General features: G+C 72.4%; 17 protein-coding genes and 1 riboswitch. Of the genes, 9 read left to right on the forward strand and 8 right to left on the reverse strand.

Annotated elements, in window-relative coordinates:
• Positions 1–334: 334 nt before the first annotated feature.
• The 3 genes from DEJ51_RS08700 to DEJ51_RS08710 are packed head-to-tail and all read right to left on the reverse strand — an operon-like array spanning position 335 to position 3,952.
• Positions 335–967 (reverse strand): TetR/AcrR family transcriptional regulator, encoded by a 633-nt coding sequence (locus tag DEJ51_RS08700; RefSeq protein WP_223835717.1) that lies wholly within the window; start codon positions 965–967, stop codon positions 335–337.
• 29 nt (positions 968–996) lie between these two features.
• Entirely contained in the window at positions 997–3,093 is a 2,097-nt protein-coding gene (locus tag DEJ51_RS08705; RefSeq protein ID WP_150257079.1) for a YhgE/Pip family protein, read from the reverse strand.
• Positions 3,065–3,952, reverse strand: a complete 888-nt coding sequence (locus DEJ51_RS08710; protein ID WP_150257080.1) for an ATP-binding cassette domain-containing protein — start codon at positions 3,950–3,952, stop codon at positions 3,065–3,067. Before DEJ51_RS08710 ends, DEJ51_RS08705 begins: the two co-directional genes overlap by 29 nt.
• A 172-nt stretch (positions 3,953–4,124) precedes the next feature.
• Here DEJ51_RS08710 and DEJ51_RS08715 point away from each other — a divergent pair, with 172 nt between their 5' ends.
• The 5 genes from DEJ51_RS08715 (at position 4,125) to DEJ51_RS08735 (ending at position 8,388) form a co-directional block, all read left to right on the forward strand.
• On the forward strand, positions 4,125–4,619 hold the full coding sequence (locus DEJ51_RS08715; protein WP_150257081.1) for an SAV_6107 family HEPN domain-containing protein: 495 nt from the start codon (positions 4,125–4,127) through the stop codon (positions 4,617–4,619).
• A gap of 73 nt (positions 4,620–4,692) precedes the next feature.
• Complete coding sequence (locus DEJ51_RS08720) at positions 4,693–5,451, forward strand: methyltransferase (RefSeq protein WP_150257082.1); 759 nt, start codon at positions 4,693–4,695, stop codon at positions 5,449–5,451.
• Between the two features lie 292 nt (positions 5,452–5,743).
• Positions 5,744–6,145: a DUF3040 domain-containing protein gene (locus tag DEJ51_RS08725; RefSeq protein ID WP_150257083.1), complete on the forward strand. Its 402-nt coding sequence runs from the start codon at positions 5,744–5,746 to the stop codon at positions 6,143–6,145.
• An 82-nt stretch (positions 6,146–6,227) separates the two neighbouring features.
• Positions 6,228–6,854, forward strand: a complete 627-nt coding sequence (locus tag DEJ51_RS08730) for a DUF4126 domain-containing protein (RefSeq protein ID WP_150257084.1) — start codon at positions 6,228–6,230, stop codon at positions 6,852–6,854.
• A gap of 115 nt (positions 6,855–6,969) precedes the next feature.
• The gene (locus tag DEJ51_RS08735) at positions 6,970–8,388 is read left to right on the forward strand and encodes a phytoene desaturase family protein (RefSeq protein WP_150257085.1); all 1,419 of its coding nucleotides are present in this window, start codon (positions 6,970–6,972) and stop codon (positions 8,386–8,388) included.
• Between the two features lie 33 nt (positions 8,389–8,421).
• Here the strand turns inward: DEJ51_RS08735 and DEJ51_RS08740 are convergent, their stop codons facing one another.
• From DEJ51_RS08740 to DEJ51_RS08760, 5 genes are all read right to left on the reverse strand, one after another.
• Positions 8,422–9,291, reverse strand: coding sequence for a hypothetical protein (locus DEJ51_RS08740; protein ID WP_223835718.1), 870 nt, complete (start codon positions 9,289–9,291; stop codon positions 8,422–8,424).
• A 49-nt stretch (positions 9,292–9,340) separates the two neighbouring features.
• Positions 9,341–10,255, reverse strand: coding sequence for a methylenetetrahydrofolate reductase [NAD(P)H] (gene metF, locus DEJ51_RS08745; RefSeq protein ID WP_030832763.1), 915 nt, complete (start codon positions 10,253–10,255; stop codon positions 9,341–9,343).
• A 145-nt stretch (positions 10,256–10,400) separates the two neighbouring features.
• The gene (gene thiE / locus DEJ51_RS08750; protein ID WP_150257086.1) at positions 10,401–11,036 is read right to left on the reverse strand and encodes a thiamine phosphate synthase; all 636 of its coding nucleotides are present in this window, start codon (positions 11,034–11,036) and stop codon (positions 10,401–10,403) included.
• 73 nt (positions 11,037–11,109) lie between these two features.
• Positions 11,110–11,475 carry an Rv2175c family DNA-binding protein gene (locus tag DEJ51_RS08755; protein ID WP_030724382.1) on the reverse strand — a complete coding sequence of 122 codons (366 nt, stop codon included), beginning with the start codon at positions 11,473–11,475 and terminating at the stop codon, positions 11,110–11,112.
• A gap of 205 nt (positions 11,476–11,680) precedes the next feature.
• Complete coding sequence (locus DEJ51_RS08760; RefSeq protein ID WP_150257087.1) at positions 11,681–12,901, reverse strand: NAD(P)/FAD-dependent oxidoreductase; 1,221 nt, start codon at positions 12,899–12,901, stop codon at positions 11,681–11,683.
• 81 nt (positions 12,902–12,982) lie between these two features.
• Positions 12,983–13,094, forward strand: a riboswitch (TPP riboswitch).
• Here DEJ51_RS08760 and thiO point away from each other — a divergent pair.
• The 4 genes from thiO (at position 13,092) to DEJ51_RS08780 (ending at position 16,679) form a co-directional block, all read left to right on the forward strand.
• A complete protein-coding gene (gene thiO, locus DEJ51_RS08765) occupies positions 13,092–14,273 on the forward strand; it encodes a glycine oxidase ThiO (RefSeq protein WP_150257088.1) in 1,182 nt (393 codons plus the stop codon). (Overlaps the previous riboswitch by 3 nt.)
• Entirely contained in the window at positions 14,270–14,470 is a 201-nt protein-coding gene (thiS, locus tag DEJ51_RS08770; RefSeq protein ID WP_150257089.1) for a sulfur carrier protein ThiS, read from the forward strand. Before thiO ends, thiS begins: the two co-directional genes overlap by 4 nt.
• A 5-nt stretch (positions 14,471–14,475) precedes the next feature.
• The gene (locus tag DEJ51_RS08775) at positions 14,476–15,270 is read left to right on the forward strand and encodes a thiazole synthase (RefSeq protein WP_150257090.1); all 795 of its coding nucleotides are present in this window, start codon (positions 14,476–14,478) and stop codon (positions 15,268–15,270) included.
• Positions 15,271–15,476: 206 nt separating this feature from the next.
• Positions 15,477–16,679, forward strand: coding sequence for an RNA-guided endonuclease InsQ/TnpB family protein (locus DEJ51_RS08780; protein WP_150257091.1), 1,203 nt, complete (start codon positions 15,477–15,479; stop codon positions 16,677–16,679).
• The last annotated feature ends 90 nt before the right edge of the window (positions 16,680–16,769 follow it).

Here is a 16,769-nt window from a genome sequence, read left to right on the forward strand (position 1 = left end):
ACCCGCGGACGCGAAAACGCGGTGAGGCTCGATCCCCCCGAGCCCCACCGCGTTCGCGTCCTGCACCACCGGGTTCCGTGTCCCCCGCCCGGTCACGGAAGGAGGCACCCGGTCCGCTCCGCAGCCCCGTGTCGGCGGTGCGGACCGGGTCTCCTGTCCGTTGCCCCCAGTCTGGCGTCCGCGCAGGTGGGAGCCCATCCGCGCACGTACTCATTTCCGCGCCTAGGTACGGATACTCAGCCGTCGCGGCCGGCCCCACCAGTTCTACGGGGCCGCGCGCCCCCACGGCACCGCCGACTGGGGGGTCGTGGCCCGCCGGGACCGACGCACCGGCTCAGCGGTTGCCGCTGACCCGGCCCCGCAGCAGCAGCGACAGCGCCGAGTGCACGTCGTCCAGGGACCGCTCGCTCTGGAAGGACTGCCAGTCCAGGGCGGCCACCAGCACCATCCCGACCATCGCCGCCGCCGTGAGCGGCACATCGATCTCGGCGCTCAGTTCACCGCGTTCGACGCCCTCGCGCAGCACCTTCTCCACGACGGCCACGGCCTCCTGCCGGACCACCATCAGCGTGGACTGCCACGCACGGTTGGTGCGCCAGAGCTCGGCGACGTACAGCTGGGTGAAGGCCGGGTACCGGTCGATGAAGACGAGCCCCGCGCGGATCATCGCGTCGAGCGCCTCGACGCGGCTGCCGCCGCGGGCCTCCGTCTCCTCGGCGGCCGCCCGCAGCGAGGCCGTCAGCAGGCCGACGCCGTGCCTCAGCAGCTCCTCGAAGAGCTCGTTCTTGCTCGCGAAGTTGTAGTAGACGGTGCCCTTCGCGACGCCCGCCCGCTCGGCGATCTCGTCGACCGTGGTCGCGGAGAAGCCCTGCTCGGCGATCAGGGTGACGGCTGCCTCGTAGAGCTTCTGCCGGGTGATCGCACGACGGCCCCCGCCGCTGCCCGTACCGGTGCTGCTGCTTTCCATGGCGCTGATTGTCACAGGTCAACACGTCCCTACAGGCTCAGTTCCGGGTGCAGTCGGTCCATGGTCCACACCTGCTTGCCGCGGGCGGCGAGCGCGGTCAGGGCCAGGGCGCCGGCGGTGAAGGCCAGCAGGACCGCACCACCCTGCCAGACCGGGGCGAGGTCGCCACCGGTGATGAGGCGGCGCAGGCTCTCGACGATGTACGACATCGGCAGGTACGGGTGGATCCAGTTGAAGAAGTCCGGGCTGGTCTGGACGGGGTAGGTGCCGCCCGCCGAGGTCAGCTGGAGCATCAGGACCGCCAGCACCAGGATGCGGCCGGCGGCGCCGAACTTGGCGTTGAGCCACTGGACGATCGCCGCGAAGCAGCCGGTGACCAGCATCAGGAAGCCGATGGTGAGGGCCGGGTGGGCCATCTTCAGGCCGAGGCCGGGTGCCCAGTGCAGTACGGACATCAGCAGGGCCACCTGCGCCGCGCCGAGGCCCGCCACGGGAAGCCAGCCGGCGAGGGCCACCCGCCAGGGCGAGGCGCCGGCGGCCAGCGCCCTGCGGTTCAGCGGGGCGATCAGCATGTAGGCGACCATCGCCCCGACCCAGAGGGAGAGCGGGATGAAGTAGGGGGCGAAGCCGGTGCCGTAGTTGGGCGCCTTGTGCAGGGACTGGTTGGCGAGCTGGACCGGGTCGGCCATGACCTGGGTGCGCGCCTCGCGCTGCTGCTGGTCGTAGTCGGGGATCTTGCCGGCGCCGTCGTGCAGGCCGCCGGCGAGTTCGCCGGTCCCGTCGACGAGCTTGTACATGCCGCCGTCGAGCCGGTGGGCGCCGTCGCCGAGCTTGCCGACGCCGTCGGCGAGGGCGCCGGAGCCGGTGGTGGCGGTGCCGAGGCCGGTGTGCAGTTGGGTCATGCCGGCGGACACCTTGTGGGCACCGGCGTTGAGGGCGTTGACCTTGGCGACGGCCGCGTCGAGGTCACCCGCGAGCTGGGGAGCCTTGACGACGAGCTCGCGGGCCTTCTTCTCCAGGTCGGTGAGCTGGGTGCGGAGCGTGGCGACGTCACCGTTCGCGTTCTTGACCAGGGCGCTGACGTCCCCGCTGAGTTCGGCGGCCTCGGCCGTGCTGTCCTTGACCTTCTTCAGGTCGGGGCAGGACGCCAGGTGCGGTTCTCCGCCGGGGGTGACGCAGTGCTTGGTGTAGTACGCGTCCGCGCCGGTGGAGGCCTTCTTGGCGGCGGCGGCCGCGGCCGGGGCCTTCTGGGCGAACGTGCCGAGGTGGTTGTTGACGACCTTCGCGCTGTCGGCGACCAGCTCGGCGGTGTCGGCCAGGTTCTTGGGGTCCTTGACGAAGGGGCGGGCCTTGTCCGCCGCCCCGCCCACCTTGTCGGCCAGCGCCTGGGTACCGTCCGCGAGGTCCTTGGAGCCGCCCTCCAGCTTGCCGGCCGCCGTGTTCAGCTTCTGCAGACCGCTGTTGAGCTCACCGGACTTCTCCTGCGCCGTGTCGAGGCCGTCGGCGAGTTCCTTGGCGCCTTCCTGGGCCTTGCCCGCGCCGTCCTTGAGCTTGTCGGCGCCGTCGGCCGCCTCGGCGGTCTTGTCGTGCAGGTCGGAGAAGTTGACGAAGATCTTGTCGAGGAACTTGCGGGAGGCGTTGGTGGACGCCGCGGAGCGGACCTCGGCGAAGACGGTGCGCGAGATCGAGCCGACGATGTAGTTGTTGGCGTCGTTCGTGCGGACCTGGAGGGCTCCGGTGGTGGGGTCGTCGCCGGAGCTGGAGGCGATCTTCTCGCTGAAGTCGGCGGGCATGGTCAGGGTCAGGTAGTACGTACCGTTCTCCAGGCCCTCGGCCGCCTCCTTCGCGCTCACGTCGTGCCACTCGAAGGACTTCTTGCTGTCGTGCAGCTTCTTGGCGATCTCTGTGCCGGCGTCGAAGCTCTCGCCGCCGACGGTCGCGCCCTTGTCGGCGTTGACGATGGCGACGGGCACCTTGTCGAGGCGGCTGTACGGGTCCCAGAAGGACCACAGGTACAGGGCTCCGTAGAGCAGCGGCAGCAGGAGCAGCGCGACGAGCGCGGCCCGGGGCAGCTTCCCCCGCCCGAACCGCTTCAGCTCAAGCGCGGCCAGCTTCGGCGAGCGCATCGTCCGCCCCCTTCGTGTCGTCGTTCTCGGTCTTCGCGTCGGTCTTCGGGTCGGTCCCGGATCCCTCGTCGGCCGCCGCGTCGGCGTCGCCCTCCGCGACCGCGGGCGGGTCCGACGCGGCCGGCGCGTCCGATACATCCGGTGCGTCCGGTGCGTCCGGCTCCTTGGGGGAGGTGCGCAGAACGATCGCGCCGGCGGGCGCCTCGCTGCACACCGCGAGGACGGTGATCCCGCGGGCGGCGACCGAGCGGAGCAGGGCCCAGGCCTCGGCGCGTTCGGTGTCCGACAGCTTGAGGTCCAGGTCGTCGAGGGCCAGCAGTCCCGGGGAGCCCAGCAGCGCGATGGCGACGGACAGCCGTACGGACTCCAGGCGTTCCAGGTCCCGTACGGAGGTCCGCTCGCCCTTCGGCAGCGTGGCGAGGTCCAGTCCGGCGGCCTCCAGGGCGGAGGCGATCCGTGCCCCGGCGGCGGCCCGGCGCTCGGCCCGGGGCCGCAGCAGGGCGCGGACCGGAGCGCCGTAGTGGCGCTGGAGCAGGGCGCCCTCGCGCAGCTGTTCCGCGACGGTGAGCGCCTGGTCCAGCTCGTTGACCCCGGAGACCGGGCCGAGTGCCGTGATCCGGCGGACGGCCGTCATGCGCTTCGGCAGCCGGTGGCCGCCGACCTCGGCGTGGCCCCGGGTGGGTTTCATCCGTCCGGTGAGGGCAAGGAGCAGGCAGGTACGGCCACTGCCGGAGGGGCCTTCGACCGCGATGAGCGAGCCTGGCGCCGCGTCGATCCCGACTCCCTGGAAGGCCCAGCCGCGCGGGCCCCTGAGTCCGAAGTCCTCGGCCTTGACGGCCGCGCCGTGCGGGCTGTCCACGCCGTCCCCCTTCTTTTTGAACTGACCGGTCAGTTCAAAAACTAGCATCCTTCTTCGCACCAGGTGCGCAGGAGGGGGTAGTTGCCCGGTTCGTGGCTGTAAAAGCCCAGGTCAGCGCAATTGTCAGTGGGGCCCGTCACGATGGTGGCAACGCATCGACAGGAGGTTCGTCATGGCCACACCGTCCCCGTCCCCTGTCCACCCCGTCCTGCGCAAGTCGACGGCCCCACCGGCCGCTCTCGACCTGCTCGGCAAGGCCCGCAGCGGGCTGGCCGAAGCCGCCCGGCTGACCCGCCCCAACGAGCGCTACGCCACCGCCCACCTCGCCGCCCTGCGCACCGCCGCGGCCGTGCTCGCCGCGCGCGCCCGGCCCGAGCCGGTGAATCCGCGGAGGCGGCCCCGGATCCGCAGCGCCTGGGAGGTGCTGCCCGAGATCGCGCCGGAGCTGGCCGAGTGGAGCGCGCTCTTCGCCTCCGGCGCCGCGCGCCGGGCCAGGGCCGAGGCGGGGATAGCGGACGCGGCGAGCCCCCGGGACGCGGACGATCTGGTGCGGGCGGCCTCGATGTTCCTTCGCCTGGTGGAGCGCATGCTCACCGTCCGGACGGTGCCCCACCCACAGGAGAAGGCCCTGCCGCAGCCGCGTCCGGAGCATCCGGACGCGGGATGAGCTGCCCGGCGGCGGAAGGCAATAGGGTGGGCCAGGACCGCTCACCCTTTACCGCGCCGAGGAGCCATCAGCCGTGTCGGACACTTCCCGCCCCCGTGCCTCCCTCCGCACCGCCGTGGTGTGGGAGGTCCTCAAGGAGGCGCTCGACCGCCGGGTGAAGGCGACCGGGCGGGATGTGCTGGACGTGCTCGACACCGGTGGCGGCACCGGCAAGTTCGCCGTGCCGGTGGCCCGCCTGGGCCACCGGGTCACCGTGGTCGACCCCAGCCCGAACGCGCTGTTCGGGCTGGAGCGCCGGGTGGCCGAGGCCGGTGTCGCCGATCTCGTGCGCGGTGTCCAGGGTGACGCCCAGGGCCTGTTGGACGTCGTCGAGCGGGACGCCTACGACGTGGTGCTCTGCCACGGCGTACTGGAGTACGTGGACGACCCCGCCGAGGGCGTGGCCAACACGGTGGCCGCGCTGCGGACCGGCGGCACGCTCAGCCTGCTGGCCGCCGGCCTGGGCGGCGCCGTGCTGGCCCGCGCGCTGGCCGGGCACTTCACGGAGGCCCGTACCGCCCTCACCGACCCGGCCGGCCGCTGGGGATCCGGCGACCCGGTGCCGCGCCGCTTCACCGCCGAGCAGCTCTCCGAGCTGGTCGGCGGTGCCGGCCTCGCGGTCGGCGCGGTGCACGGCGTACGGATCTTCGCCGACCTCGTGCCCGGGGTCCTGGTGGACACCGAGCCCGGCGCAGTGGAGGCGCTGCTGCGCCTGGAGGAGGCCGCGGCCGAGCTCCCCGCCTTCCACGCGGTCGCCACACAGCTGCACGTCCTGGGTGAGAAGCAGGCCTGAACTGCGACCTTCCGCGCGAGGAGTCGGCCACACACCCTCCGAACCGCCGGTCGGCCCCGTATGATCAGGTGCAAGACCGGCATGGTGGACGGACCATTGGGGAATAAGGGCCTCAGTGACCGCCCCCGCGGCGGTACGGTTTTCACGCAGCGCCTTGACCGGCTGCGTCATTGCTGGGCCGCGCCCATTTGGAACGCGGCGTAGAGGCGGGTGTCACGGGGGCGATTCCCCGCCTATCCTGAAGGGGACCCCTGGTCGCCACCCCCGCGACCGACGGATGAGGAGGACTCCCGTGCCGCTCTCGGAGCACGAGCAGCGAATGCTCGAGCAGATGGAGCGAGCGCTGTACGCCGAAGATCCCAAGTTCGCGACAGCGCTTGAGGGAAGCGGACTGCGTACGTACACCCGGCGACGGGTCTACCAGGCAGTCGCAGGCATTGTGGTGGGTATCGCGCTCCTCATGACCGGTGTGATCATTCCGAACGTGCTCTGGATCAGCGTGGTGGGTTTCCTCGTCATGCTGGGATGTACGGTCCTGGTGGTCACCGGTTGGCGCAAGGCACCCAAGCCTGGCGAGCAGCCCGTCTCCGGTAGTACCGGCGGTCCGGCCCACGGCCGGAACCGGCAGCGTCGGTCGATGATGACCCGTATCGAGGAACGGTGGCAGCGCCGCCGTGACGAGCAGGGGCACTAGCCCCGCACAACGTGGGTGAGGGGATGGCCGCCGTGCGGCCGTCCCCTCACTTTTCTGCGCATCCGTACGGCATGATGATCCGATGAGTGTGCTCCCCCTGGTCTTCACCAGCGGCTGGGCCAGTGGGATCAACGCTTACGCCGTGGTCCTCCTGCTCGGCATCTTCGGCCGCACCGGCCTCACCGACGACGTCCCCGCCTCCCTGCAGCGCACGGACGTGCTGATCGTCGCGGCGGTGCTGTTCCTGTGCGAGGCGATCGCCGACAAGGTGCCGTACATGGACTCGATATGGGACACCGTCCACACGGTGATCCGGCCCGTGTCCGGTGCGGTGGTCGGTGCGCTGCTGGCCGGGCAGACCGGTTCGCTCCCCGAGATCACCGCCGCCGCGGTCGGCGGCTCCACGGCGCTGGCCAGCCATTTCGTCAAGGCCGGCACCCGGATGGCGATCAACACCTCGCCGGAGCCCTTCACCAATGTGGGGATGAGCATCGCCGAGGACCTCGGCGTGGCCGGGCTCGTCACCTTCGCGATGTTCAATCCCGAGGCCGCCGCGATCATCGCCGCCGTGCTGCTGGCCATCGGGCTGGCCATACTGGTCTTCCTGTGGAGCCGGATCCGCCGCTTCCTGCGCCGCCGCGCCCAGCGCCGCGAGGAGAAGCGCATGGCCGCCGGGGCCCGGGAGACCACCGGGGCCCCACCCCGCTGACCCAGGGGTCACGTCGGGGGCACCACGGGGTCACCTCGGGGGCATCACGGGGTCACCTCGGGGGCACCACGGGGTCACCTCGGGGACCGGTACGGGGGTCGATAGGCTCGGCCGCATGGCACGAATTGCGGTGATCGGCGCCGGCATGGGCGCGATGGCTACGGCGGCCCGGCTGGCCGTGGCGGGGCACCAGGTGACGGTGTACGAACGCGGGGCGACCTACGGCGGAGCCGTGGGCCGGTACGAACGCGAGGGCTTCGCCTTCGACACCGGGCCCGGACTGCTGCACCTGCCGGCCGTCTACCGCGACCTCTTCGTGAAGACCGGCAAGCGGCCGCTGGAGGCCTGCGTCGACATGGTCCAGGCGAACCCGGCCGTGCGGCACGTCCTCCCCCACCACGGTGTCGACGTCACCCTCCCCGGCGCCTCCCACGGCGGTGTCGCCGCCGCCCTGGAATCCGCCTTCGGCGCGGGCGCGGGCGAGCGCTGGAACGCCGTCCTGGGCCGCGCCCGCGACGCCTGGGACGCCACGCGGCGCCCGCTGCTGGAGGAGCCGCTGCGGCCCGGCGCCCGGCAGAGCCTGGGCGGCGACCCGTACCCGGCCGTGCGCCGCAGCGGCCTCCTGCGCCGCCGTACGCCGACCCTCGCCGAGGTGGCCGACCGGGAGCTGGGCGGCGCGCTCGCCGAGGTGCTGACCGGGCTGGTGCGCGGCTACGGCATCGACCCCGCGACCGCTCCCGCCTCGGCGGCGGTGCTCCCGTACATGGAGCAGACCTTCGGCAGCTGGTACGTGCGCGGAGGGATGCGGGCCCTGGCCACCGCCGTGTACGAGCGCTGCCTGGAGCGCAAGGTGGCCTTCGTCTTCGGGGCGGAGGTCCGGGAGGTCCTGGTCGCGGACGGCCGGGCGGCCGGTCTGCGGCTGGCCGACGGCAGTGAGGCGGCCGCCGACTCCGTCGTGTGCGGGATCGACCCGCGGCAGCTTCCTGCCGGATCGCTGCCGTGGCCGCCGGACGCGGTGCCCGCCCGCGGTGAGGGCGTACCGGGGCGGCTCACGCTGCTCCTCGCGCTGCGCGGCGCACGCCCGGCCGACGCCGTGCACCGCACCCTGGTCCACGCCTCGGGTGCGCAGGTCACCGTCATGCGCCCGGACGATCCGGCCACCCGGCCCGACGAGGAGCACGAGGCGGTCACCGTGAGCGCCGTGCCCGGGCCCGGCACCTCGGACCCCGATCAGCTGCTGAACCTCGCGGAGAAGGCCGTACAGGGACTGCGGGAGCGGTTGTTGTGGCACGAGGTGCGGACCCCGGCCGACATCGAGGCGGCGACCGGTGCGCTGGGCGGCGCGGTGCCCCCGCCCGCCCTCGCGGGGGCCGGGGGCCGGCTGCTCCAGCCCGCCAACACCACGGCCGTGCCGGGGCTGTACCTGGCGGGAGGCTGGGCCCACCCCGGCGGCGGACTGGCGCACGCCGGGATGACCGGAGCCCTGGTGGCCGGACTGATCGTGGAGGGCGCGGAGTTCCGCGGCTCCCGCTGACCGGCGGCGGTACCCGCCGGTGGCGGTACCGCGTCAGTAGCGGTACTGCTCGTACCCGCCCTGCTGGGGGTACGGGTACTGCTGCGGCTGCTCGCCCTGGTCCTCCAGCGGGTAGGACTGGCCGGCCCCGTCGGTGGACCGCTGCTGCGGGACCCAGACCCCGCCGGGCGGGGTGTCCGTGGAGTACTGCTGCTGCCCGTAGTCGGCGTACGGGGTGTAGTCGTACGGCTGGGGCGGGGCGACGCCGCCGCCGGTGCCGATGTACGGGTCCGAGTAGGCGGCGTAGACCTGCTGCTGGTCGCCCACCGGGTAGCCGCCCGAGTAGTCGTAGCCGCCCTGGTTGGGCTGGTCGTAGTACGCCGCGTACTGGTGCGCGTCCTGCTCGGCCGTGGTGAACGGCGAGGCGAAGGCCGCCGTTCCGTCGGCCTCGGGGGACGAGAGGCTCTGTATCCCGTAGGACCCGGATTCATCGGGCACCGGCTCCGGGCTGTAGACCGCCGGGGGCGCGTCCCGGAAGGGCCGCTCCTGCGCGGGCGCGTCCGCGTCCCGGTCGGCTTCGGCGTCGTACTGCAGATCGGTGACCTGGAGGGCCGGCTCCTGCTTGGTGCCCGCGGCCCGGCGGCGGCGCGTCTGCCGTACGGGCTCCCCGCCGCGGCGCAGCGCCCAGCCGGCGACGAAGCCCTTGCGGAAGGACAGCGTCACCAGGGTCTGGCCCACGGCGAACGCCAGTGCGCCGGCGCCGATGACCGGCACCGACGGCAGTATCACCCCGGCGACCACGCCGAGGAAGCCGGCGAACGCGAGCAGGCGCCAGCGGAGCCGGGCCTTGTACTGCATCAGGACCTCGGCAAGCAGCCACAGCGCGACGAAACCGAACGCGATGTAGAGGACCGTCATTCCCATGCATGGCCCCTCTCGGTACGGCCGCCGGCGCGGGAACGGGGACGGCCGCTCAGGCCCGCTGGTGCAGGCCCAGGTTCTCGTAGATTTCGAGAGTCGCCGTGGAATTGTTGAGCGTGATGAAGTGCAGCCCCGGGACACCCTCGGACAGCAGCCGCGCGCAGAACTCCGTGGCGAACTCGATGCCAATGGAGCGTACAGCGGCCGGGTCGTCCTTGACGGCGAGCATGCGCTCTTTCACGTCCGCGGGGAAGACCGCGGTGCTGAGTTGGGGCAGTCGGTCGAGCTGCTTGATACCCACAACAGGCATGACCTCGGGGATGATCGGGGTCTCGCAGCCCGCCTTCTCGACGCTGTCGCGCAACCGCAGATAATTCTCGGGATCGAAGAACATCTGGGTGATCGCATAGTCCGCGCCCGCACGGCACTTGTCCACGAAGTGCCGGATGTCCGTATCCCAGTCGGTCGACCGCGGGTGCATCTCGGGGAAGGCCGCGACACCGACGCAGAAGTCGCCGGACTCCTTGAGCAGCCGGACCAGGTCGGCGGCGTAGTGCACGCCCTCGGGGTGGGCCACCCAGTCGGCCATCGGGTCGCCCGGCGGGTCGCCGCGCAGGGCGAGCATGTTGCGGATCCCGGCGTCGGCGAACTGGCCGATGACGTGGCGCAGCTCGGCGATGGAGTGGTCCACGGCGGTGAGGTGCGCGACGGGGGTGAGGGTGGTGTCCGCGGCGATCTCCTGGGTGGCCTTGACGGTGCCGCCACGGGTGGAGCCGCCGGCTCCGTAGGTCACGGAGACGAAACTCGGGGATACCGCCTCGACCCGGCGCAGGGCGTTCCAGAGGTTGCGTTCGCCCTTCTCGGTCTTCGGGGCCCAGAACTCGAAGGAGTACGAGCGCCCGGACGCGAGGAGGTCGCGGACCGTGTGTGCACGATCCGACCAGGTGGAAGCGGTACCAGAGGCCATGTGGGCAGGTTAGACGCGGGTCGGCGGTCACCGAAGCCTTGTCCACGCTTTGGACACGTTTTTGGACACCTGGAGGGCCGGCTCCGACCTGAAGGCGTCCGAACGGGGGAACGCGGCCGCCCGTCGGCCGGGCGGACGGACGGACTCAGCCGAGGCGGGCGCGGACCCGCTTGGCGAGCTCCGCGGCGGCCGCGCCGGGGTCGGTGGCCTCGGTGAGGGCGCGGACGACCACGATCCGGGTGGCGCCGGCGTCCAGTACCTCGTCCAGGTTCGAGCCGTCGATGCCGCCGATGGCGAACCAGGGGCGGTCCTGCTCCAGGGAGGCCGCGTACCGGACGAGGTCCAGGCCCGGGGCGTGGCGGCCGGGCTTGGTGGGGGTGGGCCAGCAGGGGCCGGTGCAGAAGTAGTCCACGCCGGCTTCGGCGACGGCCGCGTCGACCTCGTCCTCGGCGTGGCAGGAACGGCCGATCAGCACCTGCTCGCCGAGGATGGCGCGGGCCGCGGGCACGGGGATGTCGCCCTGGCCGAGGTGCAGGACGTCGGAGCCGATGGCGTGGGCGACGTCGGCACGGTCGTTCACGGCGAGGAGCTTGCCGTGGCGGCGGGCGGCCTCGGCGAAGACCTGGAGGTGTTCGAGTTCCTCGCCCGCCTCCATGCCCTTGTCCCGGAGCTGGACGATGTCCACGCCCGAGGACAGGACGGCGTCGAGGAACTCGGGGAGGTCACCCTGGCGCTTGCGGGCGTCCGTGCACAGGTAGAGCCGGGCGTCGGACAGCTGCATGGGTGTACCCCCCGTGATGGAGGCGGTGTACGGGCCTCGGCCCGTACACCGCTGTGGAGCGAAGGCGATCAGGTCAGAGGGCGAGCGCCTGAGCGCGGCGCTTCACCTCCGTGCCGCGATTCTCGCTCAGCGCCTGCACGGGGGTGCCGGGCAGGGTCGGATCCTCGGTGAAGAGCCATTCCAGGATCTCCTCCTCGGTGAAACGGTCGTCGCGCAGCACGGTCAGCAGACCGACGAGGCCCTTGACGACCTTGTCGCCGTCGATGAAGGGGGCCGGAACCTGCAGGGAGCGGTTCTCGCCCCGGCGGACGGCGATGAGCTGCCCTTCCTTGACCATCTGGCGGACCCGGGTCACCTCGATGTTCAGCATCTCCGCGATGTCGGGGAGGTACAGCCACGAGGGGACAAGGGCATCGATCTTTGCGTCAATCTCGGTCACAGGCACAAGCCTGCCATCTCGGCTCCGCCGCCGGTACCTGAGCGACCCCGTCCGGGTCCCGCCTCCGGCCATCCGGCCCCGGCCCGGCCCGTTCAGCCCTGCCGGCGTGTGAGGCGCGGGTCCGGACGGAGCCCGGGAAACGGAGAAGGGGCGGGGGCGGGGACCCGGCTCCGCGCAGCGGCACCCGCACCCGCACCCCGGGCCCTCAGGCGGTGGCCGACTTCAGCGGGACCGAGGGGTCGCCGACCTTCGCGGGGTCCACGGAGACGCCCGTCTCGATCAGGCGGCGGCCCTGCGCCAGGTCCCGCGGCCGCCCCACGGCCAGTACGGCGACGAGCGCGCCGCCCTTCAGCCAGCACGCCGACCAGGCGGGACCGGCCGGGTCCCCGCGCAGGAGCAGGGTGTCGGCCCCGCCGTGGTGCCCGGCGTACTGCACGAAGCGCCCGAACTGCTCCGACCAGAAGTACGGCACCGGGTCGTAGACCTGGGCCGGTCCCCCGGCCAGGATGTTCGCCGCGACCGCCCGCGGCCCCTGGAGCGCGTTGTCCCAGTGGTGCACGAGCAGCCGCGTCCCGTACCGCCCCGACGGGAAGGAGGCGCAGTCGCCGACCGCGTACACCCCGGGCAGCGAGGTGCGCAGGTACGCGTCCGCGGTGACCGAGCCGTCGGGGCCGCGTTCCACGCCGGTCCCGTCCAGCCACCCGGTGGCGGGGCGCGCGCCGATGCCCACCACCACGGCGCCGGCGGGCAGGGCGCGTCCGTCCGCCAGCAGGACCCGTCCCTCCTCGATCCCGGCGACCTTCGCTCCGGTGACCAGTTCCGCGCCCGCCTCCTGGTACCAGCGCGTCATCGGCTCGGTGACCTCGGCGGGCAGCGCCCCCGCCAGCACCCGGTCCGCCGCCTCGACCACGGTGACCTCGCAGCCGGCCTCCCGGGCGGCGGTGGCGAACTCGGCGCCGATCCAGCCGGCCCCGACGACCACGGCCCGGGGAGAGGCGGCCAGCACCGGGCGGAGCCGGGCGGCGTCGTCCAGCGTGCGCAGGAGGTGGACGCCCGGGACGCCCTCGGTCCCGGGGAGGGTCATCGGCTGCGCGCCGGTCGCGAGGACGAGGATCCCGTACGGGACCGGTCCCGCCTCGGTGTCCAGCTCGTGGACGGCGGCGCGCAGTCCGGTGACCTCGACGCCGAGCCTGAGGTCGATGTCGAGGCCTTCGAAGTCCACGTCGAAGGCGGAGTCCTCGGCCTTGCCGAGGAGCACCGCCTTGGACAGCGGGGGACGGTCGTAGGGCTGATGGGGTTCGGCTCCCAGCAGGGTCACCGGGCCGGTGAAGCCCTGTTCGCGCAGGGCCACGGCGGTCTGCACGCCGGCCATTCCGGCGCCGACGATCACGACGCCGCGCTGATTCTGTTCCGTCTGCTCGCTCACGCCGCCACCCTAATCACCTGACGCTCCGTCAGGAATAGGTGCCGCCTTACCCGCCATCCACCGCCGGGTTAGTCTGGCCACCGTACCTATCGCGGGAGTCCGGCGCACCGGGCTGAGAGGGAGGCTGGACGGCCTCCGACCGTACGAACCTGATCCGGGTCATGCCGGCGAAGGGAGGGGCTGGACGCCCATGCACTCGTCTCGGAAGGGATCCGCCACGGGATCCGACGTCCTCGTCATCGGGGGCGGAATCATCGGCCTGGTCACCGCGTGGCGGGCCGCCGCGCGCGGACTGCGCACCGTACTCGCCGACCCCGCGCCCGGCGGCGGCGCCGCCCAGGTCGCGGCCGGCATGCTCGCCCCCGTCACCGAACTGCACTACGGCGAGGAAGCCCTCCTCGGCCTCGGTCTCGCCTCCTCCGCGCGCTATCCGCAGTTCGCCGCCGAGCTCGCCGAAGCCAGCGGCGGCATGGACATCGGCTACCGCGCCTGCGGCACCCTCGCCGTCGCCCTCGACGCCGACGACCGCCTCCACCTGCGCGAACTGCACGCCCTGCAGCGCCGCTGCGGCCTGGAGTCCGAGTGGCTCACCGGCCGCGAGTGCCGCCGCCTGGAGCCCATGCTCGCCCCGGGCGTACGCGGTGGCCTGCGCGTCGACGGCGACCACCAGGTCGACCCCCGCCGGCTCGCGGCCGCCCTGCTGGCCGCCTGCGAACGCGCGGGCGTGACCATCCACCGGGCCGGCGCGGAACGGCTGCTCACCACCACCGACCGGGCGACCGGCGCCCTCCTCGACGACGGCACCGAGCTGCTCGCCGACCAGGTGGTCCTCGCCGCGGGATCGTTCACCGGCCGGCTGGCGGGCGTACCACCGGAGATCGTGGCCCCCGTACGGCCGGTCAAGGGACAGGTCCTGCGGCTCACCGTGCCCGCCGCGTACGCTCCGTTCCTGTCGCGGACCGTACGGGCCGTCGTCCGCGGCAGCCACGTCTACCTGGTGCCGCGCGAGAACGGCGAACTCGTCGTCGGCGCCACCAGCGAGGAACTCGGCTGGGACACCACCGTCACGGCGGGCGGGGTCTACGAACTCCTGCGCGACGCCCACGAACTGGTCCCCGGCATCACCGAACTCCCGCTCACCGAGACCCGGGCAGGCCTGCGCCCCGGATCCCCCGACAACGCCCCGCTGCTCGGCCCGACCGACCTGCCGGGCCTGCACCTGGCCACCGGGCACTACCGCAACGGGGTGCTGCTGACCCCGCTCACCGGCGAGGTCCTCGCCGAGCTGCTGGCCACCGGCGAACTGCCGGAGATCGCGCGCCCCTTCACCCCCCGCCGGTTCTCCGCCGCACGTCAGGAGTCCTACGCATGACCATCTCCGTGAACGGCGAGCCGCGCGAGGTCGCGGCCGGCGCCACCCTCGACGCGGTGGTCGCCGCCCTGACCGCCGCCCCCTCCGGCGTCGCCGCCGCACTCAACGAGACCGTGGTCCCGCGCGGCCAGTGGCCGGACACCGTCGTGGGCGACGGCGACCGGGTCGAGATCCTCACCGCCGTACAGGGGGGCTGAGCTGCATGGCGGACGACCTCTTCACCCTCGGCGGCCGGACCTTCGCCTCCCGCCTGATCATGGGCACCGGTGGGGCCCCGAGCCTGGACGTCCTGGAACGCGCCCTCGTCGCGTCCGGCACCGAACTCACCACGGTCGCCATGCGGCGGCTGGACCCCACGGTCCAGGGATCCGTCCTGTCCGTGCTGACCAAGCTCGGCATCTCCGTCCTCCCCAACACGGCGGGCTGCTTCACGGCGGGCGAGGCCGTCCTCACGGCCCGGCTGGCCCGGGAGGCACTCGGCACGGACTGGATCAAGCTGGAGGTGGTCGCCGACGAACGGACCCTCCTGCCCGACGGCGTCGAGCTGCTGGACGCCGCCGAGATCCTGGTGGACGAGGGCTTCACGGTCCTCCCGTACACCAACGACGACCCGGTGCTCGCCCGGAAGCTGGAGGACGTGGGCTGCGCGGCGATCATGCCGCTCGGGTCCCCCATCGGATCCGGCATGGGCATCCGCAACCCGCACAACTTCGAGCTGATCACCGAACGCGCGTCGGTCCCGGTCATCCTCGACGCGGGCGCGGGCACGGCGTCCGACGCGGCCCTGGCGATGGAACTGGGCTGCGCGGCCGTGATGCTGGCCTCGGCGGTGACCCGGGCACAGGAGCCGGTCCTCATGGCGTCCGCCATGCGGGACGCCGTCTCGGCGGGCCGCCTCGCCTTCCGCGCGGGCCGCATCCCCCAGCGCCGCTTCGCGCAGGCCTCCTCCCCGGCGGAGGGCCGCGCCCACCTGGATCCCGAGCGCCCGGCGTTCTGAGGAGGTGCACGGGTTCACGCGCCGCGTGCGGGGCCTGCACCGTCTCGGGCCCCGCTCCGGGTCGGTGGGTTTTCCACCGGCCCCCGGCGTCGCAGAGGGTCCGGGCTCTCCCGCTACCGGCGAGGGGCCACCGAGTCGATCCACTCGTTCGTGTGGGTTGTCCGGATTCCGGGGATCGAAACCGGCCGGGCTTCTAACTTGGCGTCATGAGGGCATTGGCGGAAGTCGGGGACGTTGGGCACCTTCGGTACAGCTTCCGGCTGCGTGTGTCGCCTGCCGCCCGCACAGCCCTGCTGGGCGAGTGGGACCGCTGCCGGTACGTATGGAACCGGTGTGTCGCTCAGTCGCGCGCAGCGCACAAGGCCGGCGAGGAGTGCGGGCCCGCCCGGTTGGACAGGATGCTCACAAGTTGGCGCGGTGAGCATGACTGGCTGCGCGCGGGTGGCAGCGTGCCGCAGCAGCAGACCATCCGGGACTTCGCCAAGGCCCGCGCCAAGGCGTTGAAGGACATCGGGGCCCGGTTGCCGATGCGGGCTCGGGCGGGAATGCCCCGCTTCAAGAAGAAGGATCTTGCGGATCCGACCCTGAACTACACCCGTCGTGGCTTCCGGTTGAGGGACGGCCGTCTGCACTTGGCGGGTGGTATATCGCTGACGGTGGTGTGGTCGCGGGAACTTCCCGTCGATCCGTCGAGCGTCCGCGTCTACCGGGACAGCCTCGGGGACTGGTACGGGTCCTTCGTCGTGCAGACAGCAACCCAGCCGCTGCCGGAAACGGGTGCGGTGATCGGTGTCGACTGGGGCGTGAAGGAGACCGCGACCACCACCAGCGGCGCCCATGACCTTCCGCACCCCGAGCACGGGAGGAAGGCGGCCGGAAAGCTGGCCGGGTACCAGCGGATGATGGCCCGCCGGAAACCCAAACGCGGACAGGCCGCCTCGAAGGGCTATCGGAAGGCAAAGCAGCTGGCCGCGAAGGCGTACAAGACGGTCTCCCGGCAGCGACAGGACACAGCGCGCAAGTGGGCGAAGCGCGTGGTGACGGACTTCGACCGAATTGCGGTGGAGGACTTCCGCCCCGCGTTCCTCGCCAAGTCGACGATGGCGCGCAAGGCGGCCGACGCGGCGATCTCAGCCACCAAGCGCGAGCTGATCAACATGGCGGGCAAGCACGGCCGCGACCTGCGGCTTGTGCATCCCGCGCACACCACCATGGACTGCGGACGGTGCGGAGCGAGAGCCAAGCACGCACTGCCGCTGTCGGAACGTACATACACGTGCACCGCGTGCGGAGCCATCTCCCCGAGGGACAAGAACTCCGCACGCGTGATGCTCGTCCGGGCTGGTCTCAACCCGGCTACCGCTGATCGTGGAAGACCTGACGGACCGCCGGTCCGCCGGGCAGCGTGAGGTAGGAATCCCCTCTGTGAGGAGGAGAGGATGTCAAAGCTGCGCTGCAAGGCTGCCGCCCCCGCCCGACGCCCGCTCGGCGGCTCGTAG

The organism is Streptomyces venezuelae, assembly GCF_008642275.1.
Classification (GTDB): domain Bacteria; phylum Actinomycetota; class Actinomycetes; order Streptomycetales; family Streptomycetaceae; genus Streptomyces; species Streptomyces venezuelae_E.